The organism is Mesorhizobium sp. USDA 4413, assembly GCF_056280365.1.
In genome coordinates this window covers 5,948,899-5,973,793 of sequence record NZ_JBVPRP010000001.1, presented here as the reverse complement: position 1 = coordinate 5,973,793, position 24,895 = coordinate 5,948,899, and the positions used below count along the sequence as shown (strand labels likewise).

The window sequence follows — 24,895 nt, the reverse complement described above, 5'->3', positions numbered from 1 at the left end:
GAAGGAAAGATGAAGACGACCAGCTACTATCCGGTGCTGATGACGGACGATGTCGCAGGCACCGCAACCTTTTACGTCGCGCATTTCCGCTTCAAGCCGCTCTTCGAGAGCGACTGGTATGTGCATCTGCAGTCGACAGAGGACCGGCGCGTCAATCTCGGCATCGTCCAAGGCGACCATGAGACAATCCCGAAGGAGGGACGCGGACACACGTCCGGCTTGCTGATCAATTTCGAGGTCCGCGATCCTGACGCCGTCTACGAGCGCGTGGTTGCCGCCGGTCTGCCGATCCTGCGCAGCTTGCGAGACGAGCCCTTCGGCCAACGCCATTTCATCACCAGCGATCCCAATGGCGTGCTGATCGACGTGATCAAGCCGATCGCGCCCAGCGAGGAATTTTTGGCGCAATATGCCGGAGGTACGGTCGCAGAGGCTTAGTTCGTCCGTGCTACCGGCGTCACCGCCACCTGGCTAACGCCGGTGCGGCGTACGACGGTGCAGAGCGTCTCGCGGCCGATACGCTCGGCATCGAGCATGCGCACGAGGTCGTCGACGCCGGTCACCGGCCGGCCGTCTATTGCCGCGATGATGTCGCCCTCCTTGAGCCCGGCCTTGGCGGCGGGACCGTTCTTCTCGACGCTGCGCAGGCGCACGGCCGTGTTCGTGGTCACCTGGGACAGAAGTGCTGCCCGGCGCGGCAGGTTGGTCGTGTCGGCGGAAACGCCGATGAAGGCGCGGCGCACGCGGCCGAAGCGGATGATTTCCGATATGACGAAATTGGCGGTGTTGGAGGCGACCGCGAAGGCGATGCCCTGCGCGCCGTGGATCATGGCGGTGTTGACGCCGATCACCTCGCCCGCCGAAGACACCAGCGGCCCGCCCGAATTGCCGGGATTGAGCGCGGCGTCGGTCTGGATTACGTCGTCGATCAGCCGGCCGGTCGAGGCGCGCATCGACCGGCCGAGCGCGGAGACGACGCCGGCGGTGACGGTCCATTCGAAACCCAGCGGATTGCCGATCGCGATCGCGATCTGGCCGCGGCGCAGCCGCTTGGAATCGCCCAGCGGCGCGACATCGGCGAAACTGCCGTCGGCGCGCACCAGCGCGATGTCGGTATCCGGATCGCGGCCTAGCACGTGGCCTTCGCGTGAAGCACCGTCCGGCATGGTGACGCGCACGGCGCGCGCATCGCCGACGACATGGAAGTTGGTGACGACCAGCCCGTCCTGCGCGATGACGAAGCCGGAGCCGTGGCCGCCGGCGCCGATGCGCTCGATGCGGCAGACAGCCGGACCGATGCGGTCGACGGCATCGGCAACCGTGGCCGAGTAAGTGTCGAGCAAGGCGTCATCCGATTGGAGTTTTTCGGCGGCGAAGGCCATGGGCAGGGCTCCAGTGTCATCCAGCGAAAATGATGACTATATGTGCGGAGCAGCCGCAATTGCCGCGACCTGACCAGATGGCCAGTCCGGCCGGCGACTAGCCGTCAGGCGAGTACCCGCGGCGGCGTTACCGAGCGATATCTGGGTCACCGAACCCAGGAGACAGTCTTATGAGCGACTTCAACCTCAGTGCCTTTTCCGACGCGATCGCCGATGTCGCGGCCGCCGCGGCCCCCGCGCTGGCGAGCTTCGTCACGCACCACCACCGCACCGCGAGCGCCTTCCATTGGCGCGACGGCTACTTCGTCAGCGCCGAGGAAGCGGTCGAAGCCGGCGAGGAGATCGAATTGACGCTGGCTTCCGGTGAAACCGTGAAGGCCGAGCTTATCGGACGCGATCCGTCGACCGGCGTTGCCCTGCTGAAGCCGGCTTCCGCCGCTGCCGGTTTGCCGCAACTCGCTCAGGCCGGCGCCGTGCGGCCCGGCAATGTGGCGATCGCGGTGGGAAACAGCGATGGTGCCGTGCTTGCCGTGCTCGGCACGGTCGGTGAGGTCGGGCCGGCCTGGCGCTCGATGCGCGGCGGCACGATCGACCGGCGCATCAACCTCGCCATCAACACCGGCGGGCGCTTCGAGGGCGGGCCCGTGCTCGACGCCAAGGGTGGCTTGATCGGCATGTTGTTGTTCGGGCCGCGCCGGCGTGCGCTCGTCATGCCCTACGAGACGATCGAGCGGGCGGTGGCGACGCTGCGCGAGAAAGGCCATGTCGCGCGCGGCTATCTCGGCGCCGGGCTGCACCCGATCCGCAATGGCGACACCAAAGGCGCCATGGTGATGAGCCTCGACGACAACGGCCCGGCCAAGGCCGCCGGCCTGCATGTCGGCGACATCGTCGTCGCCTGGAACGGCGAGGCCGTGCATGGTCCGCGCGAGCTGATCCGCAAGCTCGGGCCGGACAGCGCCGGCACGACCGTGACGCTCGGCGTTTCGAGCGGCGGCGCCGAGCGTGACGTGTCGATCACCATCGGCGAGAAGCCGCTGAGCTGAGAGGATCGATGGCCAGCAGCGCGGCACAGACGATTGCGAGACCGGAGCCGGCAACTCACCGGCTGACGGTGCTGATCGCGCTTGGCGACGCTGGGCGCGCCGAGCAACTGGCCGATGCGCTTGGCGCCAGCGACGATCTGTTGCCGTCGCTGGCCGCGAGCGGCACAGATCAAGCAGCCCATGTCGCCGTGACCGACGACACCGCCTTGGAAAGCCGAGCCATCGGTTCGACGATGCCTGTCGTCCTGCTGTCCCGCCATAGCGGGCACGGGCGGCTTCCCGGCAACGTGGTCGCCGTGCTGCCGCCGTCGGCCGATGGCCTGTTGGTAGCCGCCGCGGCGCGGCTCGCCGCTTCGGGCTATCGCATCGACAGGGCAGGGGCGTCGGCGACCGCGCATGGCGATTTCCATGACGAGCTCGCGGAAGATGACGTGGCGGACGACAACCAGGTGCGCCCTTCCTTGTCGCCGCGCGAGGCGGAAGTGCTGGCGCTGCTGGCCGAAGGCGCGCCCAATAAGGTCATCGCCCGGCGGCTCAACATTTCCGTGCACACGGCGAAATTCCATGTCGCCGCCATCCTGATCAAGCTCGGCGCCGCCAACCGGACGGACGCGATCGCGATCGCCATGCGGCAGGGGTTGGTGCTCGTCTAGGGCGGCTTCCGGCACGACGCAGCGTAATCTCCGATTGGCTCCTTGGATCTTGCGCCATAGCCGTGCGCCGCGCAATTTGCCTCCACATCGAAGAGGGAGGCGAAGGATGTCGCTCAAGGGAAAGACGCTGTTCATCTCGGGCGGATCGCGCGGCATTGGTCTCGCCATCGCGCTGCGGGCGGCGCGCGACGGCGCCAATGTGACGATCGCGGCCAAGACCGCCGAGCCGCACCCGAAACTGCCGGGCACGATCTACACGGCGGCTGAAGAAATCGAGCAGGCGGGCGGCAAGGCGCTGCCGGTGCTCTGCGACATCCGCGACGAGGCGCAGGTCGCCGATGCGGTGGCGAGAACCGTCGAGACGTTCGGCGGCATCGACATCTGCGTCAACAATGCCAGCGCCATCCAGCTCACCGGCACGCTGGAGACCGACATGAAGCGTTACGATCTGATGCACCAGATCAACACGCGCGGCACCTTCCTGGTCTCCAAAATGTGCATTCCACACCTGAAGTTGGCCAAGAACCCTCACATCTTGAATCTTGCGCCGCCGCTCGACATGAAGGCCAAATGGTTCAAGAACCATGTTGCCTACACGATGGCGAAGTTCGGCATGTCGATGTGCACGCTCGGCATGAGCGCCGAGTTCGCCGGAGCCGGCATCGCCGTCAACTCGCTGTGGCCGATCTCGACCATCGACACGGCCGCGGTGCGCAATCTTCTGGGCGGCGCGACGGTGGCGGCGATGAGCCGCTCGCCCGACATCATGGCCGATGCGGCGCATGCGATCTTCATGCGCCCGTCGCGCGAGGCGACCGGTAATTTCTACATCGACGAAGAGGTTCTGCGCGAAGAAGGCGTCGCGGACTTTTCGGTCTATGCGCCGGGCGCGACCGATCAGCTTGCGGGTGATTTTTTTGTCCCGGACGAGGTGTTCGCGAACTCGCAGACCAAGGTCAAAAGAATCTACTGACGGGCTTCGGCGGTCTACTCCGCCTCCGCCTTTTTGCCTTTCGCCAGCGCCATCACCCGGTCGATATAGGCCAGCATCAGCGCCGAGACGACGAAGGCGAGGTGGATGATGGTCAGCCACATCAGCTGGTCGGTGGTGTAGGATACGGAGTTCAAGAAAACCTGCAGCAGGTGGATCGACGAGATCGCGACGATGGTCGAGGCGACCTTGACCTTCAGCGAGCCGACATCGATCGTGCCCAGCCAATGCACCTCGCCGTCCTGCTCGTCGAAGCGGCTGACGAAATTCTCGTAGCCCGAGATGATCACCATCACCACCAGCGAGGCGACCAGCGCGGCGTCGATCAGGCCGAGCATCTTCAGGATCGTATCGGTGTCGCCGAGCGTGAAGGCGCTTATCACAAACTCGTAAAGCTTCTTGCCGAACGACAAGGCATATGTCGCGAGCGCCACGCCGAGCCCGAGATAGAAGGCGACCAGTAGCCAGCGCGAGGCGAGGATGACGGATTCGATGGCGAGTTCGAGACGCTTCATGAAGAGTTCCGGTCGAATTGCGATAGAGGCTATTTCGGCCAGGTAGGCCCCGTTTTCAAGACAAAAACCCCGCCGGGGAGGGGACCCGACGGGGCTTAGTGTGTCCCGCTGGAGTCGGGACAGGGCAGGGAACGCCCTGGACAGAATCTGGGTGCCGCAATGCGGCGATTCAATGAGCAGGCGGGCAAGTGAGGACAATTCTTCTTGAGCCGACAACGAAAAAGGCCCGTCCGGTCCGGACGGGCCTCATCTTGCGCGCTGATTCCGAAGATCCGGGCAGGATCTTGAAATCAAACGTTCAATTACTGCTCGCTGTTGCTCGCCACCGGCGCCACCAGCGAGGTGATCCGGCGGATGGCGACACGCCGGTTCTCGCGGTTCGGACCGGGCGTGTTCACCTTGAGATATTGCTCGCCATAACCCTGCGTGGTGAGGTTCTCGGCCGGGATGCCGAAGGCGTTGGTGAGCGCCTCGGCGACCGCCTCCGCGCGGCGGTCCGACAGCGCAAGGTTCGCGTCCGGCGTGCCGACGGCGTCGGTGTGGCCTTCGATCAGGAAGGTCTCTGCCGGATTTTTCTTCAGCAGTTTTTCCATCGCGCTGGCAACGCCATCGAGCTTCTGCACCTCGGTGTCGGAGATTGTGGCCGAGCCGAAGTCGAAGTTCAGCGTGTCGAGATCGATGCGCCGGGCGATGTCGCGCACGCGGGCCGACCGCTTGACCTCGTCGATCGAGTAGAGACGCTGCACCCTTTCCACCGGCGGCTGCTCGAGGAAGGTATAATACTCGTCCGGATCCTCGACTTCCTCCGAATCCAGGATGTAGTCCCGGCGCGGGATGTCGAGCCGCATCGGCGGCAGGTCGTCGCCGGGATCGCGCCACTCGTCGACATCGTTGTAGTAGCGCTCGTCGACATAGCTCAGCACATATTCGCGGCCATCCGGGGTAATGCGCGATCGCCGGATGACGTCGCCATTGCGGTTGCGGATGGTGATGATTCTGACGCCGTTGTCGCGCTCCACGATTTCGCGGGTGCGGCCGCCTGAAAGATCCTCATAGTAGACATCCCTGGCACCACGCGTGATGCGGGGAGCCTCGTTGCTTTCCACGAAGGTCTGGTTGTTGAACTGGAGAATCACGCGGTCGCCGAACTGCTTCACGACATCCGCGCCCTGCGGCCGGCGACGCTCGCGGACAATCTCTTGGGGCGTGAGGTCGACCCGTTTGCCCTTCTCCTCGATAACAGGAGCGATCTTTTCAGGCTGGATCGCCTGCTGCGCTGTCTTGTCGTCGGTGGGCGGCGGGCCCTGATTGACAGGGGCCTGCCTCTCGGCTTGCTGTCCGGCCTGGTTGCCGCCTTGCTCGACCTGGCCATTCTCGTTCTGGCCGGCCGGCCGGCGGCCCTGGTGTCTGCGCAAGACATCCTTCTGGCTGTCGAGGAGAGGCGCCTCGTTCGGGTTGGCGGGAGTTTCGCCTTGCGCGGCATTGCCGCCAGTCTCGGGCTGATTGTTAATGGCAGGCTGTTCGCCCGTGGCAGGCTGCTGCTGCCCTGTTGCGGGCTGCTCGGTAAGCGGCTTCTTGGCCTGCCTCTTGTTCTGGTTCGAAGGCTGTTCGCCTTGAGCCGGCGCCTGCTCGGTTCCGGCCGGCGCCTGCTCCGTTCCCGGAACCGGCAAGGGCTTGAGCTTGCGAGACTCCTGACCTGCGGGGGTCTGTTCGGCCGGGGCTTGGCCTTGCTCGGTAGGTTGCTGGCCCTGCTTCCGTTTCTTTTCGGGCTGGTTGTCATTTGCCGGCTGTTCTGGCTGCTGTTCGGCAGGCGCGGCTTCCTGCTGCTGATTGAGCTTCCTCTTGCGCAGCTGTTGCTGCTGGTCGGGGGCGGCCTGCTCGGCCGGGGCCGTCTCGCTCTGCTGCTGCTGATTGAGTTTCCTCTTACGCGGTTGCTGCTGGTCCGGGGCGACCTGCTCGGCCGGGCCCGTCTCGCTCTGCTGCTGATTGAGTTTCCTCTTGCGTAGCTGTTGCTGCTGGTCGGGCGCGACCTGCTCGGCCGGTTGCTCAGCCGGCGCCGATTTGGCCTGGTTGCGCTTCTTCTTGCGCGGCTGTTGCTCGTCGGTTGCAGGCTGCCCGCCCTGATCGGCCGGCGCTGCTTCGGTCTGTTGCTGGTCCCGCTTCTTGCGGGGCTTCAATTGCTGTTCGTCGGTCGCGGGCTGGCCGCCTTGATCGGCGGGTGCAGCCTCGGTCTGCTGCTGCTGATCGCGTTTCTTGCGCGGCTTGAATTGCTGCTCGGCCGGGGCAGCCTCCCCGGATTGGCCGCCCTCCATCTGCTGCTGCTCTTGCCGCTTCCGGCGCGGCTTCTGCTCGCTCTCAGCAGGTGCTGCTTGTTCGGTTGCCGGCGCCGATTCGCTTTGTTGCTGCTGTTCGCGCTTCCTTTTGCGCGGCTGCTCGGCTCCCCCCTGCGCGCATTCCTCTGCCGACTGGCCTTCTGCGCAAGCGGCCTGAGCCAGCACGAGCGGCGCGCCGTGCAGGCTTCCGGAAGCCACACCCCCCTGCAGCGGATACGCGCCCAACGGCGCGGATGCCATAAGCAGGCCGATTGCCGTACCCGCCAGAATCCGTGGTTGGCGTTTCATATCGATTTTCTCCTAGTGGGGTCCCATCCCTGCCCAAACTTTCGTCAACCGCAATTGGTTCCGTCGGGCATTGGCGCCAGCCAAGGATGCTTGGCCGGCCTTTTGAAGGCAATTTCGTGTTTTTCTAATGTTGATACTGGGTCACCCGTCACCGCACGCTTGACCGAAAGGCTGCGGAGGGCCAAATCCACCGAAATGACCGCGCCATTCTGGAAAACGAAGACGCTCGAAGCGATGACCCCGGCCGAATGGGAATCGCTATGCGACGGCTGCGGCAAATGCTGCCTGTCGAAGCTCGAGGACGAGGATACGGGCGAGATCTTCTGGACAAGCGTCGGTTGCCGGCTGTTCGACGCGGAGAACTGCCGCTGCTCCGACTATGCCAACCGCCTGGCGCGGGTGCCCGACTGCGTCGGCCTGACGCCGCAGAATGTGCGCACCATCACCTGGCTGCCAAAGACCTGCGCCTACCGTCTTATCGCCGAGGGCCATGATCTCTACTGGTGGCACAGGCTTGTTTCGGGAAGTGCCGAGACCGTGCACCAAGCCGGCATTTCGATCCAGGGCCGCGTGAAGGCCAAGGAAACCGATCTGGCCGAGCCAGACGACTACTTTGACTACATACTGGACGACGAACCGTAACCGGTTCGCATTTTGACGACGAACCCTGAGGGGGCTTTATGACGAGGAACGACGAACCCTACGGATTCGCGTTTGGAACCTTGGCGGAGTTAGCGCCTTTGACCACGAGCGACGAACCCTGGCGGGTTCGCGCTTACATGAACCGGATATGAACGGCCGGTTCGCGGAAAATTCAGACGCAAAAAGGCATTTTCCAATCATCGGTTCTAGGGGCGACAGCCCACAACAAGGAGAGAAGACGATGTTCAACACGATCAAGACGGCAGCCCTTTCGGCTCTTGTCGGACTTGGCACCTTGGCCGCCATTCCGGCGCATGCGGACAGCCTCTATCTCGGTTTCGGAGACAGGCATGACCCGCGTTTCGGCATCTACACCGGCGACGACGACGGCTATCGCCGCGACTGGCGTCGCGACCGTGGCTGGCGCGGCTGCTCGCCGGACCGCGCCCTCGACAAAGCCGAGCGCATGGGTCTGCACCGCGTCCGCATCGTCGACATCAGCCGTCGCACGGTGAAGGTCGCCGGCCGCCAGTATGGCGACCGCGTGGTGGTGGTGTTCGCCAACGAGCGCGGCTGCCCGATCATCTATCGCTGAGGCCGAAAGGACGACTCTCTTGGAGTATCGCCTATGCGGACGATCCTCTTTGAGGATCGCCTTGGATATGATCTTCTGCGAAGATCAAATCTTGAAGCAGGGATGAGCGGAAAGGACGATCCTCTGCGAGGATCGCCTGTGAGTAGCGGAGCCCCTCGATGTGAGGCGTGGCTCGAAAAAAAGCCCCGGAGGACCGATCCTCCGGGGCTTTTTTGCGCGCCGGTGGCGCCTGCGCGGGCCGATCGTTACTTCAGCTCGAAGGTGACCGTGACCTGGACGTTGTAGGAATTCTCGCCGGCCTGCACCGGCACGGCCGAACGGGCGGCGTCGAACGATTTGGCCGCCATCGGCATCGGCGCCGGCGCGATATTCTGGTCGGTGATCTCGAGCACCTTGCCCAGGCTGACGCCGGCCGCTTCCGCAAGCGTCTTTGCTTTGGCCATGGCGTCGGCGACGGCCTTCTTGCGCGCCTCGGTGATCGTCGCCTTCGGATCGTCATTGGTGAAGGTGATGCCGCCACCCTGATTGACGCCGAGCGACACCGCCTTGTCGAGAATCTCGCCCGTCTTGTCGACATCGCGCACGCGCACCGACAGCGTGTTGGTCACCTGATAGGCGACGAGCTGCGCCTCCTGGCTGCCGTCGGCCTTGTTGGTGTAGTTGTAGCGCGGGTTGATCTGTATGCCGGCGGTCTGCAGGTCGCGTTCGGCAATGCCCGCGGATTTCATCGCCGCGATCACCGCCGCCATGGCGTCGTTGTTGGCATCGAGCGCTTCGCGCGCGCTCTTGGCTTCGCGCATGACGCTGAGCGAAAGGATCGCCATGTCCGGCGCCACCGTCGCTTCGCCTTCGCCGGACACGATGATGCGGGGCGCAGGCTGGGTGTCGGCGGCGCTCGCCAGCGCCGGAAACGCGATCGCGGCAGCGAGCGCGATGGGCAAAAGATGTCTGGTCATGAAAACTCCTCGAAGTCTGCGATCCGAGGCTCCGCGCCGCATCTGCCTCGACCCGCAAAGGCGTCGATTCCCGGCAGTGCGGCGCAAGGGCCGGATCATGTTTCGCGCCCTATGGGCGCAGGCCGCTCTACGGCGCGAATATGGGCTGATTTTGGCGTTTTGCGCCAGCGCTTTCGAAAGCCTTGTGCGACGACAAGAAAAACACTAAGCCAGCCCGCGTGGGGCCTGTAGCTCAATGGTTAGAGCCGGCGGCTCATAACCGCTTGGTTGGGGGTTCGAGTCCCTCCGGGCCCACCATGACCTTTGATTTCATTGATGAAAACTGGCCTCGGCCCAAAACGTTTTGGGCCCATTATGGGCCCAGCTATGCAACGTCGGCCACGGTTTGTTCCGGCTCGATTATCTGATCACTTGACGACTCGCAGGACAGTTCGCTGCTGCATGGCATCGCGTTTGGCCTCGCGCTGATTGATGGCCCGAGCGATATCCACCGCGATCCGCTTCTTGTTTGCCTCACGCACATAGTCGTCAGTCACGGTCATGGAGGAATGGCCCATCGCCTCCATGATGGCTCTCGCCTGGATGTTGCATTCAGCCAGGTAGGTGCCGAAGGTGCGACGCAAGCCATGAAGCGTGTAGCCGTCCGGAATTCCCGCCTGGCGGGTCCAATGCTGCATCATGCCGGTCAGGCTCTTTTCGGAGAACGCCCGCTTGTAGGAAGTTTTCAAAACGGTGCCGCCCTGCGATCGGTCGAGCGGCTCCAGAGCCGCCGCCAGCTTGTCGACGATTGGAATGAACATCTCCCTTCCGCCGTGGCGGTTGCGGTTCTTCCTTTGACGGAAGGCAAACGCTTCGATCAACTCGAGCGAGCCGTCGAACAGTTCAATCTCCTCGGTGACGAGGTCCTCCCACTCCAGAGCGGCGATATCGCCGCGCCGGTTTCCGAGCCAGAAACCCAGCGCGTAACATGTGCGCGCGGCCGTGCCGATCGGATGCCGAGCCTCGAATTTCCCGCGGATTGCGACCGGCCAAGCAGGATTGCTGGTGGACTTGGGCACACGCACACGAATAGATAGCGAGGGATCGTCTTGCGGCTTGATCCATTTCTCAACCTTGATCGCGACCCACAGCAGTTTCTTGATGGCTACCAGCATGTGCTTGGCAACCGTACGATTTGTCGCAAAGATGCCTTCGATGATCGCGCGAAGCCGATCCGCGTCGAGGTGTTCGACCGGCGTATCGCGCCAGGTCAGTGGGTATTTTGGATCAACCTTCAGGTTCAGAAAGCGCTCTATCAGGCGCACGTTCTTGCGCTGCGTGGCTTCGTCATAATCCAGCCACTCCATAGTCGTCTCAAGCCGGCGCGCCGCATGGCCGAAGGTTTTTGGTAGCGCTCGGCCAGGCAGATCGATGATCGCAGCATTCTTCCCTAAACCCTGCGTCGCCCTTTGAAATTCGGCTTCGAATTCCGGATCACCCGGCTTACCGGGAAGCCGGATTTCCGGCATGCCTTTGGCCCGATAGCGATAAACGATCTTGCCGTTCTTGATCCGCGAAGAGACGCCGGGATAGCTGTCGTCCTTGAAGGGTCTGGCCATTGAAGTCTCCCGCCGGCAATTCTGCTGAAGTTAGTCGCTAAGCGATGATTTCTCCTGCATTGCCTTGAGTGAAAGAGCATTGCTTTTCATCGCAACGCGCAGGAGGAGGGGATATGGGAAGCCTCTGCCTTGCTCGATCCCCTCAAACGTGCGCTTCGGTATTCCAAACGCCTTGGCCGCAGCTTCGGCAGTAAGCCCTTCCTTGGCCCGCCAGGCTTTCACTTCTTGGGCAAGCTTCTCGTTCTCGCTCACGTAACGCCTTCTCGATACTTTACTACGCATTCAGCGTATACGCAATCAGCGTATTTCTTATCTTTTTTGCTCGTCTCGCCTGCTTCGCTCCAACAACTCTTGGAGACCGTTGTCTTTGTCGGGCAACGACGTGAAGGCGATGTCGAGAGCTACACGATCCCAGACGGCACGGCTGTTGATGCGCTTAGGTTTTGGCATACGTCCATCAGCGACCATCTCATCAAAAAGAGTCGATCCAACACCAACATACCGGGCCGACTCTTCACGAGAAAGGCCTCGTGGCGGATACGAAATTCCGTCATTTTTCATGGACGCCGCCCCTGTGGCTGGTGCCTGCGGCGACGTGAGCATTCCAAAGGTTGGACGGCTTGTTATGTCGAGGAGTCCTTATACCCCGGGCGTGTTGGTGTCGAAGCACAAAGTCTATCCCTGTACGGTTTCCGCAGCGACGAGATCGTCCTCATTTAGAAAAGAAGGTCACGTAAGGCGGAAGCCGTTGGCCAAGCCGATTCGGTGCAAACTGGTAGCGAGGTGGGAAACGGATGGATCGCAGCCCGGACTTTGAGCGCGTTATCTTGAGGACTGTTATCGAGGGGCGGGCGCAGGTTCTATGCGCTAGGTCGATATCTCCGGTTTATCGTGATTGACGGTTAAGTATCAAATTGACGAACTCGCTTCGCGGGAAAGTCTTGCTCGGAGGTCATTAATCCAGTGCAGGCGAGGCATCCTGGCCTGATTGGTCGGACGTAATCGGCCGGCTCATAGGGACTTGCTTCAGGCAAGGTGACGCTGCTGCCCACGCGCAGCGCCACCTCTATTCCAAGGAGCCGTTTGATGACCCCGCTTCCGTTGCGCATGACAACGACATGCAAGTCCGCAATCTGTCGCCGCATACGCAGGACTCGTGTCGAATGCGCGCACGGTTTCCAGCGATATGGGGACCGGGTATGTCAAAGCGCCAGGAGCCCTCCATTTTCACTCTGCGATGGTCCCTTTAGCGGGAAAGCTTTTCTAGAAGCTCTGCCTTCTGTTCAGCATGCTTGTCCGGATTTTCCGCTATGAGCTTTTTCAGGTTCAGGAGCTTCCAGCGGATCGCGGGGAGGTTAGCAGCCAGGGGCAGGCCGATGGCCTCGAAGTCCGGTTCGCCGTCGTGCAGCGCGATCAGGAATTCGCGCGCGGTGTCGTCCATCCGGCTGTCAATGTCCGCCAGCAGCCGGTCCCGGGCCGCGGCGAGATCTTCGATGGTGACCGGGATCGTGGTCATACCGGCGAACTCCTGCACGAAGGGTTTGTCGAGCGGGCTGAGATTCGGCTTAATCAGTTCCTGTACCGGCCGGGGCGAACTCGCCACATAAACCAGGAACGTGCGGAACAGCGCATCGGTAAAGCCTTCGTTTTCGTACAGCAGCTTCACGTCGAACAGGTCGCGCGGATGCTGGCGATCAACGGCCGCGTGAAGCTTGCCTCCGAACAAGTCCTCGAATGACACAACCTGAATCGAAGCGAAGCCGAACTCGTCCTCGACGGCGGGCGATACGGTGCGCTTCTCGGGATCGTGGACGACGCCGCGCGTCACGGGTGAGGTTTCTATCTTGACCTCGGCACCATCAAGGTGCGCGCGGATGCGGGTCGCGCCGCCGCCGCCCCCCTCGATGCGGCGGGCATCGAGCTTGGGTATGCCGCGTGTGGCGGCGGCGACGATCCGGTTGAGCGTTTCGTCGATGTCGGCAAGGCTCTCGGCCCGCTCGCGTACCGGCAGGTAGGTGAGGTCGATATCCACTGAAAGGCGCGGCATATCCCGGTAGAACAGGTTGATGGCGGTCCCGCCTTTAAGGGCGAACACTTCCTCCTGTGCGATGAAGGGCAGCAGGCGGACGAGAAGGCCGACCTGGGCGGCGTAGACTTCACGGGCCATCGGCACCATCCTTTTTCGCTTGAACAAACTCCGTCGGCACCATGATGCGGTACCGGGGGTGAATTTTGCCGCCCTTCACCAGGGCGCGGTCTCCGGTGCCGAACTGGAACTCATCGGGATTCAGATGCTGCCGCCACGCGTGATTGTGGCGGTCGGCAAAGACGAAGAACAGGCGTATGACCTTGATCTTCCGGCAGCTCTGCAACAGCGCCGTGAGCCGGCGCGGGCTTAGCGTCGCAAGCCCTTCAAACACCATGTCGAGGTTGTGAAAGCTTTCGTTGTCCGGCAACTCGTCCAGCGCTTCAATGATGGCGCGTTCCGGGGACGAGAGACGCAAGGCCCATCCCCAGGGCAGCGTCGTACCCGGGTCACCTGATTTGTTGTCCGTTAGCCCGAGAGTGGGATCGCCGAACAGTGACAGGCCACGGGTGATCAGCGGCGCATCGAGCTTCAGGCGCGGCAGCCATGTCGGCATTCCGTCGCCGTACAGCCAGGCTCGGGCGCGGCCCCCGAGCGGCAGGTAGTGGCTGAACCCTTGCAAGGCTAGCGCGGTGACGCCGCCCGCGTGGATTTGATAGTTCATGATGTGCTGGAGGGACAGCAGGCAAGTTTGCCAGTCGAGCGGGATGGGTTGCGGCGCCGGGCGGCGAAATACGCCGCGCTCAAGCCGCTCCAGCCAGCCGCTGTCTATATACTTGCGGGTCAGGAAGCGGCTGACGCCGTGGGCTTCCAGCCAGGGCGCGTCCACGACAAAGCCGGCGGGGACGGCTTCGAGAACGCTCTTTAGCTTGTCTTCTTTCAGTGTACCCATGGTAATCATGATAGATCGTTATCAAAGAGACGAGGGTGGCTCTTTGATGTTGCCTCGTTTGGGGTATTTAGAGTACACATATTTTGAGAATTTCAAAGAAAATAGCGGGGGAAGGCGGCATAGCGCACCTGGAGGACTGGGGGAGACGCTGCCGAGGAGTACGTCCGTTTCGCCCCGCCCAAATCCGGATCTTCCAGACCGTTATCGAACGTGCGTTGGGGTGCCAGCGATGGGATTAATCTAAACCACGGCGTGATAGGTCCCCACCACGAAATTGCTGCGAGGGAGAGCTACGCCGAACTGATCGGCATCCTTGACTTTGTCGATCCTCGGCAAAACCATGGAATTGGAGAAGTTTGGACAAAGCTCGAAGCCTGTCCCCGCAACCAACGTACTTGCATCTTATCCTTTTCAGGTCGACGTGGTCTCGCGCAGCGCGGACCCTCAATCCGAATTCTTGCAACTAGGCCCGCCAGACCATACGAGATAAGGATATACCGGACCCACCATCTCACGCCAGCTTCGGCATCTTCGGCATCTTCGGCTGTTAATGTGATTTTCGGAGGTTGAAGATTCGCCTCGATTTTTGGTGAACTGTGGCTGTTGGGTTCCGAGTGGACTCCCGCGGTCGTGTATGGACAACAGGCTTGCCGCGCCCCACGATTGAGATTACCCGCGCGTTTTTGCTCTCGAGTTCATCCAGGTAATCGGCCCACCATTGCATCATCTTGACGCGCTCTTCCCAATGCTCTGCCCGGGCGTAGGCACGACGAACGTTGTTGTTCTCAATGTGGGCCAGCTGCCGTTCGATGGCGTCCGGATGCCATTTTCCGCATTCGTTTAGCAGGGTTGATGCCGTTGCTCGAAAACCGTGCGCGGTAGCTTCCTCCTTGCCGTAGCCCATACGGCGCAGCGCGGCGTTAAGTGTGTTGTCGGAAATCGGACGCGAATCCGATCGAACACTAGGAAACAGCAGCGATCCACCACCAGAGAGTTCTTTAAGCGAGGTCAGGACGCTTACTGCCTGCTTTGAAAGGGGTACGCGGTGCGGCCTTCGCATTTTCATGCGTGCTTCAGGAATGATCCACACCGAGCTTTCGAAATCGAACTCTCCCCATTCTGCCGCGCGCAGCTCACCCGGGCGGGGAAACAGCATTGCCATCAGCCTCAGGGCGGCTCTGGTTGTTGGCTGTCCGTCAAATGCATCCACCGCCCTCAGCAAGCCGCCCAAGGCCTTAGGATCGGTAATCGCGGCACGAGGCGTGACCGTCGGGCTGATGAGCGCGCCCCTGAGGGCGATCGTCGGATCTGCCTCGGCGCGTGCTGTCGCGATTGCGAATCGAAACACAGTGCCGATTGTTGAGCGTAGGCGCCTGGCCGACTCGTATCGACCGCGAACCTCCACGCGACGAAGGGCGGTAAGGATGGTAGCGGTATCGATCTCCCGAATGCACTCGTCGCCGATTGTCGGATAGGCAAAGTCGAGGAGCCATTTGACTTTGCTGATCGTTCGATCGGCACGTCCTTCCTTCTTCAGCTTCTCAACATATTCGTCTGCGATTGAGCGAAAGGTGTCTTTTGGCGAACTAGCTTTCTGGAATTTGCGCTGCTGGGCCGGGTCGGCACCAGCCTTGAGGAGGCGTTTGGCTTCATCGCGCGCTTGGCGGGCATCAGCGAGAGAAATGACAGGATAGCTGCCCAGAGACAGCAGCTTCTGCTTCCCGTCGAACCGATAGGCGAGGCGCCATAGCCTTGTTCCCGACGGCTGGACCCATAGCTGCAGCCCGCCGCCGTCGGATAGCTTCTGGAGCTTGGACGCGGGCCGGGTGTTGCGGCATTTCACGTCGGAGAGAGCCATTGTGGGACCTCCTGTTTTGGCGCTTCGATACCAACAGGGTCTCAGATACCAACAAAAATACCAACACCTCGCCCCGTTGGACGAAATTTGCCGAACTGCGATGAAATTCGCCCAACCACGACATACGCGCCGAAAAGGTAAGCAAATTCAGCCATTTGCGGAGACTGAAGCGCAGAAGCTTCGGCGAAAGGGAATGTCGGGAGAAGAGGGGATGGTGCCCAGAGGCGGATTCGAACCACCGACACGCGGATTTTCAGTCCGCTGCTCTACCAACTGAGCTATCTGGGCCTGTGCCGGCTAACGGGATCGCCCGCCGGGTTTCGCGAAGGCACCAGGCGGCGCCCCTTGAAAGCGCGTGGGTTATAGCACGGGTATCTTGGCTGTCCAGAGCAATTCCAGGAAAAGTGTGCGGCGGTTTTCCGCCCCCGAATTGCGTAGAAAACAAGCGCAATTCCCGGAAAACTGCGCGGCTTTTTCCAGCTCCTGAATTGCGTGAAAACAGGCACTTAGCTTAGGCGCCGGCTTTGTCGGAAAAGAAAAATCGCTGGAAAACAGCGGCCGCCGCTCAATCCTCGCCCTCGGACGATGGGCTTGGCTTGGGCGTGTCGTCCTGTTCCTCTTCCCCGTCACGGCCGGGGATGACATAGGCGCCCTTCAGCCAGCGATTGAGGTCGATGTCCTTGCAGCGCGCCGAGCAGAACGGATAATGCTCGCGCGAGGAGGGTTTGCCGCATTCGGGGCAGGGTCGCTTCGGCCTCAGCGGCGTTACCTTGTCGCCCGAACTCATGTGTAGACCATGCTCATGAGCGCGCGGCGTGCCAGTTCTGGTGCGCCTTAAAGCCTTCGCCGGAAAGCAGCGCCACGCTCTCGTAAAGCGGCAGGCCGACCACGTTGGTATAGGAGCCGACCAGCTTGACGACGAAGGAGCCGGCCAACCCTTGCACGGCGTAGCCGCCGGCCTTGCCGCGCCATTCCCCGGACGCGACATAGGCGTCGATCTCCTCGCGAGGCAGCCGCTTGAAGCGAACGCGGGTCTCGACCAGCCGCTGCCGAAGCTTGCCGCCGGGCGTGATCAGGCAGATGCCGGAATAGACCCGGTGCGAGCGGCCGGAAAGCAGGCCGAGGCAATTGATGGCGTCGTCGATCGTCTCGGCCTTGGGCAGGATACGCCGCCCCACCGCCACCACCGTGTCGGCGGCCAGGATGAAGGCCGGTCCATAGTCTTCCTCGCTTTTCAGCGAGATAAGTGCCTTCTCGGCCTTGTCCTTGGAAAGACGCTTGGCCAGCGAGCGTGGATGCTCGGCGCGCAGCGGCGTCTCGTCGACATCGGCGGGCAGCACGCGGTCCGGTTCGATGCCGGCCTGCTGCAAGAGTTCGATGCGGCGCGGCGAACCCGAGGCAAGCACGAGCTTCTGCAGGATGCTCATCGCGCTTCGCGCCGGACTGTTACTTGAAACGGTAGGTGATGCGACCCTTGGTCAGGTCGTATGGCGTCATCTCGACCAGGACCTTGTCGCCGGTCAGCACGCGGATGCGGTTTTTTCGCATGCGGCCGGCCGTGTGGGCGATGATCTCGTGCTCGTTTTCGAGCTTCACCCGGAACATCGCATTGGGCAGCAGTTCCGTGACCACGCCCGGAAATTCGAGGACTTCTTCCTTCGGCATTCGATACCTTTGCTTGGATTGCGTTCCGGCGCCTAGAGCACGATGCCGAAAAGTGTGAAGCGGTTTTCGGACGACACCATGCTCTGATCGAGCCGGAATTTGCGGCGGAACCTATATGATAATCGCCCGCTTGTGAACATGCTTAATCCGAACCGTTTTCTGCGTCCGGAAGCAGAAAACGCCGGCATATGCGCGCTTTCAGCCGCTCTCGCACGTCGCGATAGGCAGCCATGATGTGCTCGCGCGTCCCGCCTGTGTCGGTTGGATCGGGCATCGGCCAGTATTCGACCTCGACGGCGAGCGAGCGGGTGAGCTCGAGCGCGGCATGGTGCGCCTCCGGCGCCAGCGTTACGATCAGGTCGAAATAATCGTCCTCCAAATCCCCCAGCGTCCTGGGCTGCCGCTCGCCAAGCGAGAGGCCTTCTTCGGCGAGCACGGCATCGACGAACGGGTCGCGTTCGCCGGCGCGCACGCCGGCCGAAGCGACGAAGGTGGTGGAGGGCAGCATGCGGCGCGCCAATTGTTCCGCGATCGGCGAGCGCACGGCATTCATGCCGCACAGGAACAGGAGGGAATGCGGCAACGTGGCCAGGATTAGCCCCGCCAGTGCAGCACGCAGACCAGCGTGAACAGCCGGCGCGCCGTGTCGAAATCGATCTCGATCTTGCCGGCGAGCCGGTCCATCAGCGTCTGCGAGCCCTCATTGTGCAAGCCGCGCCGGCCCATGTCGATCGCCTCGATATGGCTCGGCGTCGAGGAGCGGATGGCCTCGTAATAGCTTTCGCAGATCAGGTAATAGTCCTTGACGATGCGCCTCAGCGGCGTCAGCGAGAGGATGTGGGTGACCACCTCGGCGCCGTTCTCGCGGCTGACGGCAAAGACCAGGCGCGACTCCGCCAGCGAAAGCTTGAGCTTGTAAGGGCCTGCGCCGTCATCATTGACCGGCCGAAAGCTGTTCTCCTCGATGAGGTCGAAGATCGCCACGGCCCGCTCGTGCTCGACGTCGGGTGTCGAACGTCCGATCGACTCGTCGAGCTCGACGTCGATCAGCCTGTCGCAGGTTTGGTGGTGGCCGGACATCGTTACATGTTCAGCCTGATCGCCACCGAGCGGGCATGCGCGTCGAGCCCTTCGGCCCTGGCGAGCGCGATCGCGGCGGGCGCCAGCGCCTTGAGCTGCTCCGGGCCGAGCTTCAGGATCGAACTGCGCTTGACGAAATCGAGCACGGACAGTCCCGACGAGAAGCGCGCCGAACGTGCCGTCGGCAAAACATGGTTGGAGCCGCCGACATAGTCGCCGATCACTTCCGGGGTGTGCCGGCCGATAAAGACGGCGCCTGCGTTGCGCATTCTGGCAAGGAATGCCTCGGCATCGTCGAAGGCGAGCTCGACATGTTCTGCGGCGATCCTGTCGACCAGCGGCAGCGAGGCTTCGAGTGTCGGCACCAGGATCACCGCGCCGAAATCGCGCCAGCTTGCCGCCGCCGTCTCGGCACGCGGCAGAATTTTCAGCTGGCGTTCGACCGCCTGCCCGACCGCCTTGCCGAATTCGGCGTCGTCGGTGATCAGGATCGACTGGGCCGAAACGTCATGCTCGGCCTGCGCCAAAAGATCGGCCGCGATCCAGTCCGGATCGTTGTCGGCATCGGCCACCACCAGCACTTCGGATGGCCCGGCGATCATATCGATGCCGACGGTGCCGAACACCTGGCGCTTGGCGGCTGCGACATACGCATTGCCCGGCCCGACGATTTTGGCGACCGGCTTGATCGTCTCGGTCCCGTAGGCAAGCGCTGCAACGGCCTGCGCGCCGCCGACGCGGTAGATCTCGGAAACGCCGGCAAGATCGGCTGCCACCAGCACCAGCGGGTTGATAACGCCGCCCGAGGCCGGCACGACGATGACGATGCGCTCGACGCCGGCGACTTTGGCCGGCACGGCGTTCATCAGCACCGAACTCGGGTAGCTCGCCGTGCCGCCCGGCACATAGAGGCCGACGGCTTCGATCGCCGTCCAGCGCGAGCCGAGTTCGACGCCGGCGGCATCCGTGTAGCGGTCGTCCTTGGGCTTTTGCCGCTCATGATGCGAGCGGATACGGTCGCGGGCGAATGTGAGCGCCTCGACGGTCGCCGGATCGGCCGCTGCATAGGCCGTGGCGATGTCGTCCTTCGACACGGCGATGCCGAGCGCGCCGAGATCGGCTTTGTCGAACTTACGCGTGTAGTCGATCAGCGCCTTGTCGCCCTCGGCGCGCACGCTGGCGATGATGTCGCGCACCACGGCCTCGACATCGGCCGAGACCTCACGCTTGGTGGTGAGGAAAGCTGAAAAGCGCTGCTCGAAATCGGCGTCCTGCTGGCGGAGCGTGATGGCCATTGCGTTTTAGCCTCTGTGCACGGGGCGCGAGGAGGCTTCCCAGGAGCCGCCGACATCGGCAAGCCGCGCCTCGACGCATTCGACGTCGAGCATGATGGTGCCGCCGCCCGAAAACACCAATTCGATGATGCCGGCCGGCTTGCTGATGGCGATGAAGCTGACCGCCAGCAGCGACAGCACCTCGGCCGGCTTGTCGCGCGGGATGCCGCTGGTCTTGGCGCCGAGCACGCGGTCGAAATGCAGAACGCTCTGCCGCCGTTCGTTATGCTGGCGGAACAGACCGGATTTCGCTTCCCAGACGAAGCGGTTCATGGTCAGCACAAACCGCTTGGCCGCCGGCAGATATTCGAGGTCGGAGACCTTCATCACGGCGTCCTGGACATGCGCCGAGACGATGCTCAGATCCTGATCGTCGAGCGCGATGAGCTTGAGAGCTGCCATGCGGAATGCGCACCTGAACGTTGACAATTCAACGTTCTGTTATGCGGTCTTCGCTGCTGGCGCAACCGCCCGCGAAAATTGCCGTGAAGCGTCAGCCCGAAATGCGCTCGATCACCGCGCCGCAGCCGGAGAGCTTCTCTTCCAGCCGCTCGAAGCCGCGGTCGAGGTGGTAGACGCGGTTGACCGTGGTCTCGCCTTCGGCCGCAAGGCCGGCGATGACGAGCGACACCGAGGCGCGCAGGTCGGTCGCCATCACGGGAGCGCCCTTGAGCCTGGCGACGCCGTCGACGATCGCCGTCTGGCCGGAAAGCGTGATGTGGGCGCCAAGGCGCGCGAGCTCCTGCACATGCATGAAGCGGTTCTCGAAGATTGTCTCGGTGATGCGCGACTTGCCCTTGGCCATCGTCATCAGGCCCATGAACTGCGCCTGCAGGTCGGTGGGGAAAGCGGGGAAGGGCGCCGTCGTCACATCCACCGGTGCAATGCCGGCGCCGTTGCGCTTGACGCGGATGCCCTCATTGGTCGGCGTGATCTCGGCGCCGGTCTCGACGAGAACGTCGAGCGCCGTCTGCAACAGGTCGGGCCGTGCGCCTTCCAGCATCACGTCGCCGCCTGTCATCGCCACCGCCATGGCATAGGTGCCGGTCTCGATGCGGTCCGGAATGACGCGCACTCGGGCACCCGACAGCGCCTCGACGCCCTGGATGGTGATGGTCGAGGTGCCGGCGCCGTGGATCTTGGCGCCCATGGCGATCAGGCACTCGGCGAGATTGACGATTTCCGGCTCGCGCGCGGCATTTTCCAGCACCGTCTCGCCCTTGGCGAGCGAGGCCGCCATCATCAAGACGTGGGTGGCGCCGACCGACACTTTCGGAAACACGTAGCGATTGCCGTGGAGGCGGCCGTTCCGGGTCTTGGCCACGACATAGCCATTGTCGACGTCGAGCTCGGCGTCCAGCGCCTGCAGGCCTTCGAGGAACAGGTCGACCGGGCGCGTGCCGATGGCGCAGCCGCCGGGCAGCGACACCTTGGCCTCGCCCATGCGGGCAAGCAGCGGGCCGATAACCCAGAAAGAGGCGCGCATCTTCGACACCAGCTCGTAAGGCGCGGTGGTGTCGACGATGTTGCGGGCCGAAAAATTGATGGTGCGCGAATAGCCTTTCTGCTGGCTCTCGCGCCGGCCGTTGACGGAATAGTCGACGCCGTGATTGCCGAGGATGCGGATCAGCTGCTCGACATCGGCCAGATGCGGCACGTTTTCGAGCGTCAGCGTGTCGTCAGTGAGCAGCGCCGCGATCATCAGCGGCAATGCCGCGTTCTTGGCGCCCGAGATCGGAATGGTACCGGCCAGCTCGTTGCCGCCGACAATTCTGATGCGATCCATAAGAAAATGTCCCCTCGGCCCGAACAGGCCGCTTCAATCGGTTGAGTATGCCCGGCTTAGACCATTGGCCGGCCTGGTTCAAGAAATAGGATTTTCCTAGAACCGGACCGACTATGGCCGGGCAGTATGGCTGATTTGGTCAGTCCTTGTGCATTTTTCCAGCAGCCGGCAACCCTTCCGACCGCTGATCGGCATCGCCCGCGCGCCGCGAGCGCGTCTGCGCCTTGCGCTTCTGCAGATTGGCGCGCAGCGCCTCGGCCAACCGTTCCTTGCGCGCGGCTTCGCCCTTTTTCGGTGGATTTGTCCTCTTGCCCATCGTCCACCCTGACCGGTGGTCAGCCGGCTGCGATTCCGCAATGGGTAGCATTTTGGCCTGGCGATGTCATGAAAGCGCGGTCGGACGGGTTTAAAGCATGTCTCCCGAAAGTGGGAACCGGTTTCGGGATAAAGATATGCGTAAAATCAAAAACCTAAAGCGTATGGAGCGAATCTGAAAGATCGCGACGCGCTTTAGGCCTGTGGATCAGCCGCGCATGCCGCTTCGAGCCGCTTAATTGTTGGCAAGAATCGGATGCGACGCTTTGGGTTTTTCTTGGCCTTGCGCTTACCGGTTCGATATGGCAGAAGCGCCGCCATCGCAGGCTGCGGTAGCTCAGTGGTAGAGCACTCCCTTGGTAAGGGAGAGGTCGAGAGTTCAATCCTCTCTCGCAGCACCAGCTTTCCGAAACACCGAAATGAGCTCCTCCGGCGATCGCGCCGGCTCAGTTGGTGACATGCGACAGCCGCAGGCCGGCTTCGTCCGTGGCCTCGGCCAGGCCTTCCTCCGCGAAGCGGAACATGTCCTCGAAATCCAGCTCACGCTCGAAAATGACACCGCCGACTTTGATCGCAAGCACGTCCTTGTCGCCTTTCGGCGCGAAATAGATCTCGCCGACCGTGCCGCGAATGCGCTCGCCGACCTCCTTGGCGTCCTCTTCGCTCGCGCCCGGGAGGAAGACGCCGAACATCGAGGTTCCGATCCGGCCGATCAAATCGTCCTTGCGCACCGCGGATTGGATGGCCGATGCGATCAACCGCAAGGCTTCGTCGCCCCATTCGAGACCGAAACGCAAGTTGATCGATGCCAGATGTTCAGGATGGATGACCAGAAAAGCGCCCGACCTCGGACCGGCCGGTCTCGCCGCTCTCCTGTCGACCATAGAGGTGAACACCTTGCCGTTCAGGCAGCCGGTCAACTGGTCATAGGTGCCGGATCTGGTGAGTTCCTGCCGGTAGCGGCGGATCTCGATCTGTTGCCAGCCGATGAGGGCAAACAGCGGCAGACCGATGACGATCGGCACGATGATCGCCGTAACGGCCCCGCGGCCGAACGGCGTCAGGCTGTCGCTGAAAAGCAGCAGGTAGTTCACCGCGAGCGAAAGGCCGACGCAGGCGGCGGTGCCGAGCGCGGCCAGCAAGATGAGCTGCTTCCATGTTTGAACCGGCGCGGTCGGTGTTTTCGTGGTCAAGGGCCAATCTCCTGTTCGACGCATCGGCTTACAGGAGGTCGGTTACGATTTCGGTTTCATGGAAGCTTACAATTTGATGCAAGTCGGCATCTTCTCCATGGCAAGCGGCGGATCCGGCGCACTGGCTGCCGTTGGACCGGTCCAGGTTTTAGAAGTGCCGAACCGCCCTGACCATTCTGCTTTCACGCAAGGTCCGGGGCGGAACCGGCCGCCGACGTTCCCGCGGGCAGCGCTATTGCGGTGGGCCGAAGATGCCCATCCTGGCGTTTCTCGCCACCATTTCCGCCTTGCCGTAAATACCGGTGGGCGCGGCCATCGCCCAGCCGTTGGAAACCAGCCAGGCTCCGACATCCTGCTTGCCGAGGGCGCAAGGTGCGGCGATGGCGAAACGGTCGGCATCCGGCGGCAGAAGGCATTTGAGCGCCCGGCCGCGCAGCCAAGCGTTGAAAGCGGCCCGCGCCCGCTGGCCGCAGGGCCAGGCGGTGTCGTCGAACGTGCAGGTCCTGTCGGGGTCTATGTCGACCGTGCCGCTGATGGCGACCGTGCGTCCCATGGCTTCGAAGACCGCCGCGGAAGTCGCGACCGGACGGAAGAGCAGCGTCTCATGCCAATCCTGCGCCATCGGCGTCTTCGGCGTTGTTGCAAGCCCGAGTTCGCCAAGTGGAGGGCGCGGCTCGATGCGCTCGATCCCGGATGGGTCGAGTGGCGGCGGCGCGATGAGGTTCTCGGCGATCTTGCGCGCCGGCTGGCCTGGTCGCCTGTCATGCGTCGGGGTAGGCCGGGCCGGCTTCGGGTCGCCGGCGCCCTGGACCGGCGCGACCGAAGGCCGGTTTGGCGGCAGCCAGCGCCCGCCCTCGGCGATCAGCACCATGCCTGCGAGCAGCCCGAGGCCGCCCAGCGCGGACGCAAGCATGAGGCGACCGGGCAGGTTCGTCTGCCTCACGCGTGGCACTCCGCGGGATCGGGCCGGCTGTCGATGATGCTGCCCGAGCTCGAACCATTAGCTCCTGCCGACACGGCGCCGCCCCCGGATCATACATTAGACATGAGCCACATTCCTTGAAAAGCAAGGCGTTGCGTTAAGCGTCGCGCAACCAATGCCGCCTAGAATCGGCTGTCGGATGTCGAGGGGATGACGCGATGCGCAAGCCGATACTGCTTTTTGCCTTTCCGGCACTGATGCTGCTTCTGCTGGCGGCGGAGCGGATGGCGGCGCTGCTTCTCGGCTTCTATCCGGCGAGCCCCGCTGTGTGGCACGCCTGGCTCGAGCTGCGTCCCTACTCGACCATGTTCTGGCAGCAGGCGCACGTCTATCTGGGCGGATCGATGGCGCTTGACGTTGCCATCATTGTCTTTGCGGTGGGCGCCTGCTGGATGGCCAGTCGCTCGAAATGGTCCGGGGGTTTCTTCCTCGCCAATCACGCTGCCATGATTTTTGCCGGGCTCATGATGGCACTGAGCAGCCACGCGGAAACGGCGAGCACTATCGCAGCCTTCGTCACGCCCCATGGCCTTCAGTTCTCGGTGATGGTCGACCTAAGCTTGCAGAACTGCCTGGTGCTGTGCCTCGGTCTCGCGGCCTGCGCTTATTGCCACGTCGCTTTCCTGCGCGAGGCGAGACAGCGCGCCGAAAGCCGCGCGGTCCGTATGCTTGCGCTGCAGCGCGATCTGTAACCGGCGAGCCAAG

The 24,895-nt window shown here is 62.8% G+C and carries 28 protein-coding genes and 3 tRNA genes; 9 read left to right on the top strand and 22 right to left on the bottom strand.

Features of this window, described 5'->3' with window-relative positions; translation table 11 throughout:
• The first annotated feature begins 9 nt into the window (after window positions 1-9).
• On the top strand, window positions 10-438 hold the full coding sequence (locus tag ACVMIM_RS29010) for a VOC family protein (RefSeq protein WP_476116120.1): 429 nt from the start codon (window positions 10-12) through the stop codon (window positions 436-438).
• Here the strand turns inward: ACVMIM_RS29010 and ACVMIM_RS29005 are convergent.
• A complete protein-coding gene (locus ACVMIM_RS29005; protein WP_476116118.1) occupies window positions 435-1,382 on the bottom strand; it encodes a S1C family serine protease in 948 nt (315 codons plus the stop codon). The two genes, ACVMIM_RS29010 and ACVMIM_RS29005, sit on opposite strands and share 4 nt — an antisense overlap.
• Before the next feature lie 170 nt (window positions 1,383-1,552).
• On the opposite strand from ACVMIM_RS29005, the gene ACVMIM_RS29000 reads away from it, so the two are divergent.
• The 3 genes from ACVMIM_RS29000 to ACVMIM_RS28990 all read left to right on the top strand — a co-directional run bounded on the left by ACVMIM_RS29000 (window position 1,553) and on the right by ACVMIM_RS28990 (window position 4,054).
• On the top strand, window positions 1,553-2,428 hold the full coding sequence (locus ACVMIM_RS29000; protein WP_476116116.1) for a S1C family serine protease: 876 nt from the start codon (window positions 1,553-1,555) through the stop codon (window positions 2,426-2,428).
• Between the two features lie 8 nt (window positions 2,429-2,436).
• A complete protein-coding gene (locus ACVMIM_RS28995) occupies window positions 2,437-3,081 on the top strand; it encodes a helix-turn-helix transcriptional regulator (RefSeq protein WP_476116114.1) in 645 nt (214 codons plus the stop codon).
• A 106-nt stretch (window positions 3,082-3,187) separates the two neighbouring features.
• Entirely contained in the window at window positions 3,188-4,054 is an 867-nt protein-coding gene (locus ACVMIM_RS28990; protein ID WP_476116112.1) for an SDR family oxidoreductase, read from the top strand.
• Between the two features lie 14 nt (window positions 4,055-4,068).
• Here ACVMIM_RS28990 and ACVMIM_RS28985 read toward each other — a convergent pair whose 3' ends face one another.
• Complete coding sequence (locus ACVMIM_RS28985) at window positions 4,069-4,587, bottom strand: TIGR00645 family protein (protein WP_476116111.1); 519 nt, start codon at window positions 4,585-4,587, stop codon at window positions 4,069-4,071.
• A 302-nt stretch (window positions 4,588-4,889) separates the two neighbouring features.
• A complete protein-coding gene (locus tag ACVMIM_RS28980; protein ID WP_476116110.1) occupies window positions 4,890-7,208 on the bottom strand; it encodes an OmpA family protein in 2,319 nt (772 codons plus the stop codon).
• 195 nt (window positions 7,209-7,403) lie between these two features.
• On the opposite strand from ACVMIM_RS28980, the gene ACVMIM_RS28975 reads away from it, so the two are divergent.
• Window positions 7,404-7,850: a YcgN family cysteine cluster protein gene (locus ACVMIM_RS28975; protein WP_476116108.1), complete on the top strand. Its 447-nt coding sequence runs from the start codon at window positions 7,404-7,406 to the stop codon at window positions 7,848-7,850.
• A 241-nt stretch (window positions 7,851-8,091) separates the two neighbouring features.
• Entirely contained in the window at window positions 8,092-8,445 is a 354-nt protein-coding gene (locus ACVMIM_RS28970; RefSeq protein ID WP_278049450.1) for a hypothetical protein, read from the top strand.
• Window positions 8,446-8,690: 245 nt separating this feature from the next.
• Here ACVMIM_RS28970 and ACVMIM_RS28965 read toward each other — a convergent pair whose 3' ends face one another.
• Window positions 8,691-9,401, bottom strand: coding sequence for an SIMPL domain-containing protein (locus ACVMIM_RS28965; protein ID WP_476116106.1), 711 nt, complete (start codon window positions 9,399-9,401; stop codon window positions 8,691-8,693).
• A 221-nt stretch (window positions 9,402-9,622) separates the two neighbouring features.
• Here ACVMIM_RS28965 and ACVMIM_RS28960 point away from each other — a divergent pair.
• Window positions 9,623-9,698, top strand: a tRNA-Ile gene (locus ACVMIM_RS28960).
• Window positions 9,699-9,808: 110 nt separating this feature from the next.
• Here ACVMIM_RS28960 and ACVMIM_RS28955 read toward each other — a convergent pair.
• The 16 genes from ACVMIM_RS28955 to ACVMIM_RS28880 form a co-directional block, all read right to left on the bottom strand.
• Window positions 9,809-10,999 carry a tyrosine-type recombinase/integrase gene (locus ACVMIM_RS28955; RefSeq protein ID WP_040989446.1) on the bottom strand — a complete coding sequence of 397 codons (1,191 nt, stop codon included), beginning with the start codon at window positions 10,997-10,999 and terminating at the stop codon, window positions 9,809-9,811.
• A gap of 30 nt (window positions 11,000-11,029) precedes the next feature.
• On the bottom strand, window positions 11,030-11,251 hold the full coding sequence (locus ACVMIM_RS28950; RefSeq protein ID WP_040989444.1) for a helix-turn-helix domain-containing protein: 222 nt from the start codon (window positions 11,249-11,251) through the stop codon (window positions 11,030-11,032).
• A gap of 57 nt (window positions 11,252-11,308) precedes the next feature.
• Window positions 11,309-11,560: a helix-turn-helix transcriptional regulator gene (locus ACVMIM_RS28945; RefSeq protein ID WP_082037383.1), complete on the bottom strand. Its 252-nt coding sequence runs from the start codon at window positions 11,558-11,560 to the stop codon at window positions 11,309-11,311.
• A gap of 685 nt (window positions 11,561-12,245) precedes the next feature.
• Complete coding sequence (locus tag ACVMIM_RS28940; RefSeq protein WP_040990352.1) at window positions 12,246-13,166, bottom strand: nucleotidyl transferase AbiEii/AbiGii toxin family protein; 921 nt, start codon at window positions 13,164-13,166, stop codon at window positions 12,246-12,248.
• A complete protein-coding gene (locus tag ACVMIM_RS28935; RefSeq protein ID WP_040990351.1) occupies window positions 13,156-13,977 on the bottom strand; it encodes a type IV toxin-antitoxin system AbiEi family antitoxin domain-containing protein in 822 nt (273 codons plus the stop codon). Before ACVMIM_RS28935 ends, ACVMIM_RS28940 begins: the two co-directional genes overlap by 11 nt.
• A gap of 547 nt (window positions 13,978-14,524) precedes the next feature.
• Window positions 14,525-15,835, bottom strand: a complete 1,311-nt coding sequence (locus tag ACVMIM_RS28930) for a tyrosine-type recombinase/integrase (RefSeq protein ID WP_040989442.1) — start codon at window positions 15,833-15,835, stop codon at window positions 14,525-14,527.
• Window positions 15,836-16,047: 212 nt separating this feature from the next.
• A tRNA-Phe gene (locus tag ACVMIM_RS28925) sits at window positions 16,048-16,123 on the bottom strand.
• A gap of 277 nt (window positions 16,124-16,400) precedes the next feature.
• Window positions 16,401-16,622, bottom strand: a complete 222-nt coding sequence (gene yacG / locus ACVMIM_RS28920; protein WP_476116102.1) for a DNA gyrase inhibitor YacG — start codon at window positions 16,620-16,622, stop codon at window positions 16,401-16,403.
• Between the two features lie 13 nt (window positions 16,623-16,635).
• Window positions 16,636-17,262: a Maf-like protein gene (locus ACVMIM_RS28915; RefSeq protein WP_476116100.1), complete on the bottom strand. Its 627-nt coding sequence runs from the start codon at window positions 17,260-17,262 to the stop codon at window positions 16,636-16,638.
• 19 nt (window positions 17,263-17,281) lie between these two features.
• Complete coding sequence (infA, locus tag ACVMIM_RS28910) at window positions 17,282-17,500, bottom strand: translation initiation factor IF-1 (RefSeq protein WP_006200926.1); 219 nt, start codon at window positions 17,498-17,500, stop codon at window positions 17,282-17,284.
• A gap of 142 nt (window positions 17,501-17,642) precedes the next feature.
• Window positions 17,643-18,083 (bottom strand): arsenate-mycothiol transferase ArsC, encoded by a 441-nt coding sequence (locus tag ACVMIM_RS28905; RefSeq protein WP_476116098.1) that lies wholly within the window; start codon window positions 18,081-18,083, stop codon window positions 17,643-17,645.
• 11 nt (window positions 18,084-18,094) lie between these two features.
• Window positions 18,095-18,580: a UPF0262 family protein gene (locus ACVMIM_RS28900; protein WP_041003146.1), complete on the bottom strand. Its 486-nt coding sequence runs from the start codon at window positions 18,578-18,580 to the stop codon at window positions 18,095-18,097.
• Window positions 18,581-18,582: 2 nt separating this feature from the next.
• Entirely contained in the window at window positions 18,583-19,875 is a 1,293-nt protein-coding gene (gene hisD, locus ACVMIM_RS28895; protein ID WP_476116096.1) for a histidinol dehydrogenase, read from the bottom strand.
• A gap of 6 nt (window positions 19,876-19,881) precedes the next feature.
• Window positions 19,882-20,316: a DUF2948 family protein gene (locus ACVMIM_RS28890; RefSeq protein WP_278047583.1), complete on the bottom strand. Its 435-nt coding sequence runs from the start codon at window positions 20,314-20,316 to the stop codon at window positions 19,882-19,884.
• A gap of 91 nt (window positions 20,317-20,407) precedes the next feature.
• Window positions 20,408-21,700 carry a UDP-N-acetylglucosamine 1-carboxyvinyltransferase gene (gene murA, locus ACVMIM_RS28885; RefSeq protein WP_278047584.1) on the bottom strand — a complete coding sequence of 431 codons (1,293 nt, stop codon included), beginning with the start codon at window positions 21,698-21,700 and terminating at the stop codon, window positions 20,408-20,410.
• 139 nt (window positions 21,701-21,839) lie between these two features.
• Window positions 21,840-22,016 (bottom strand): hypothetical protein, encoded by a 177-nt coding sequence (locus ACVMIM_RS28880; RefSeq protein ID WP_476116094.1) that lies wholly within the window; start codon window positions 22,014-22,016, stop codon window positions 21,840-21,842.
• A gap of 325 nt (window positions 22,017-22,341) precedes the next feature.
• On the opposite strand from ACVMIM_RS28880, the gene ACVMIM_RS28875 reads away from it, so the two are divergent.
• Window positions 22,342-22,416, top strand: a tRNA-Thr gene (locus ACVMIM_RS28875).
• Window positions 22,417-22,461: 45 nt separating this feature from the next.
• Here ACVMIM_RS28875 and ACVMIM_RS28870 read toward each other — a convergent pair.
• Window positions 22,462-23,208 carry a GGDEF domain-containing protein gene (locus ACVMIM_RS28870; RefSeq protein ID WP_476116093.1) on the bottom strand — a complete coding sequence of 249 codons (747 nt, stop codon included), beginning with the start codon at window positions 23,206-23,208 and terminating at the stop codon, window positions 22,462-22,464.
• A gap of 232 nt (window positions 23,209-23,440) precedes the next feature.
• Complete coding sequence (locus ACVMIM_RS28865) at window positions 23,441-24,151, bottom strand: thermonuclease family protein (RefSeq protein WP_476116092.1); 711 nt, start codon at window positions 24,149-24,151, stop codon at window positions 23,441-23,443.
• Between the two features lie 197 nt (window positions 24,152-24,348).
• Here ACVMIM_RS28865 and ACVMIM_RS28860 point away from each other — a divergent pair, with 197 nt between their 5' ends.
• Complete coding sequence (locus ACVMIM_RS28860; protein ID WP_476116090.1) at window positions 24,349-24,882, top strand: hypothetical protein; 534 nt, start codon at window positions 24,349-24,351, stop codon at window positions 24,880-24,882.
• Window positions 24,883-24,895: the final 13 nt, after the last annotated feature.

Bases quoted from the DNA above. Each gene is read 5' to 3' on its own strand.
- ACVMIM_RS29010 (WP_476116120.1), top strand. From the start codon at position 10: ATGAAGACGACCAGCTACTATCCGGTGCTGATGACGGACGATGTCGCA.
- ACVMIM_RS29005 (WP_476116118.1), bottom strand. From the start codon at position 1,382: ATGGCCTTCGCCGCCGAAAAACTCCAATCGGATGACGCCTTGCTCGAC.
- ACVMIM_RS29000 (WP_476116116.1), top strand. From the start codon at position 1,553: ATGAGCGACTTCAACCTCAGTGCCTTTTCCGACGCGATCGCCGATGTC.
- ACVMIM_RS28995 (WP_476116114.1), top strand. From the start codon at position 2,437: ATGGCCAGCAGCGCGGCACAGACGATTGCGAGACCGGAGCCGGCAACT.
- ACVMIM_RS28990 (WP_476116112.1), top strand. From the start codon at position 3,188: ATGTCGCTCAAGGGAAAGACGCTGTTCATCTCGGGCGGATCGCGCGGC.
- ACVMIM_RS28985 (WP_476116111.1), bottom strand. From the start codon at position 4,587: ATGAAGCGTCTCGAACTCGCCATCGAATCCGTCATCCTCGCCTCGCGC.
- ACVMIM_RS28980 (WP_476116110.1), bottom strand. From the start codon at position 7,208: ATGAAACGCCAACCACGGATTCTGGCGGGTACGGCAATCGGCCTGCTT.
- ACVMIM_RS28975 (WP_476116108.1), top strand. From the start codon at position 7,404: ATGACCGCGCCATTCTGGAAAACGAAGACGCTCGAAGCGATGACCCCG.
- ACVMIM_RS28970 (WP_278049450.1), top strand. From the start codon at position 8,092: ATGTTCAACACGATCAAGACGGCAGCCCTTTCGGCTCTTGTCGGACTT.
- ACVMIM_RS28965 (WP_476116106.1), bottom strand. From the start codon at position 9,401: ATGACCAGACATCTTTTGCCCATCGCGCTCGCTGCCGCGATCGCGTTT.
- ACVMIM_RS28955 (WP_040989446.1), bottom strand. From the start codon at position 10,999: ATGGCCAGACCCTTCAAGGACGACAGCTATCCCGGCGTCTCTTCGCGG.
- ACVMIM_RS28945 (WP_082037383.1), bottom strand. From the start codon at position 11,560: ATGAAAAATGACGGAATTTCGTATCCGCCACGAGGCCTTTCTCGTGAA.
- ACVMIM_RS28940 (WP_040990352.1), bottom strand. From the start codon at position 13,166: ATGGCCCGTGAAGTCTACGCCGCCCAGGTCGGCCTTCTCGTCCGCCTG.
- ACVMIM_RS28935 (WP_040990351.1), bottom strand. From the start codon at position 13,977: ATGGGTACACTGAAAGAAGACAAGCTAAAGAGCGTTCTCGAAGCCGTC.
- ACVMIM_RS28930 (WP_040989442.1), bottom strand. From the start codon at position 15,835: ATGGCTCTCTCCGACGTGAAATGCCGCAACACCCGGCCCGCGTCCAAG.
- yacG (WP_476116102.1), bottom strand. From the start codon at position 16,622: ATGAGTTCGGGCGACAAGGTAACGCCGCTGAGGCCGAAGCGACCCTGC.
- ACVMIM_RS28915 (WP_476116100.1), bottom strand. From the start codon at position 17,262: ATGAGCATCCTGCAGAAGCTCGTGCTTGCCTCGGGTTCGCCGCGCCGC.
- infA (WP_006200926.1), bottom strand. From the start codon at position 17,500: ATGCCGAAGGAAGAAGTCCTCGAATTTCCGGGCGTGGTCACGGAACTG.
- ACVMIM_RS28900 (WP_041003146.1), bottom strand. From the start codon at position 18,580: ATGTCCGGCCACCACCAAACCTGCGACAGGCTGATCGACGTCGAGCTC.
- hisD (WP_476116096.1), bottom strand. From the start codon at position 19,875: ATGGCCATCACGCTCCGCCAGCAGGACGCCGATTTCGAGCAGCGCTTT.
- ACVMIM_RS28890 (WP_278047583.1), bottom strand. From the start codon at position 20,316: ATGGCAGCTCTCAAGCTCATCGCGCTCGACGATCAGGATCTGAGCATC.
- murA (WP_278047584.1), bottom strand. From the start codon at position 21,700: ATGGATCGCATCAGAATTGTCGGCGGCAACGAGCTGGCCGGTACCATT.
- ACVMIM_RS28880 (WP_476116094.1), bottom strand. From the start codon at position 22,016: ATGGGCAAGAGGACAAATCCACCGAAAAAGGGCGAAGCCGCGCGCAAG.
- ACVMIM_RS28860 (WP_476116090.1), top strand. From the start codon at position 24,349: ATGCGCAAGCCGATACTGCTTTTTGCCTTTCCGGCACTGATGCTGCTT.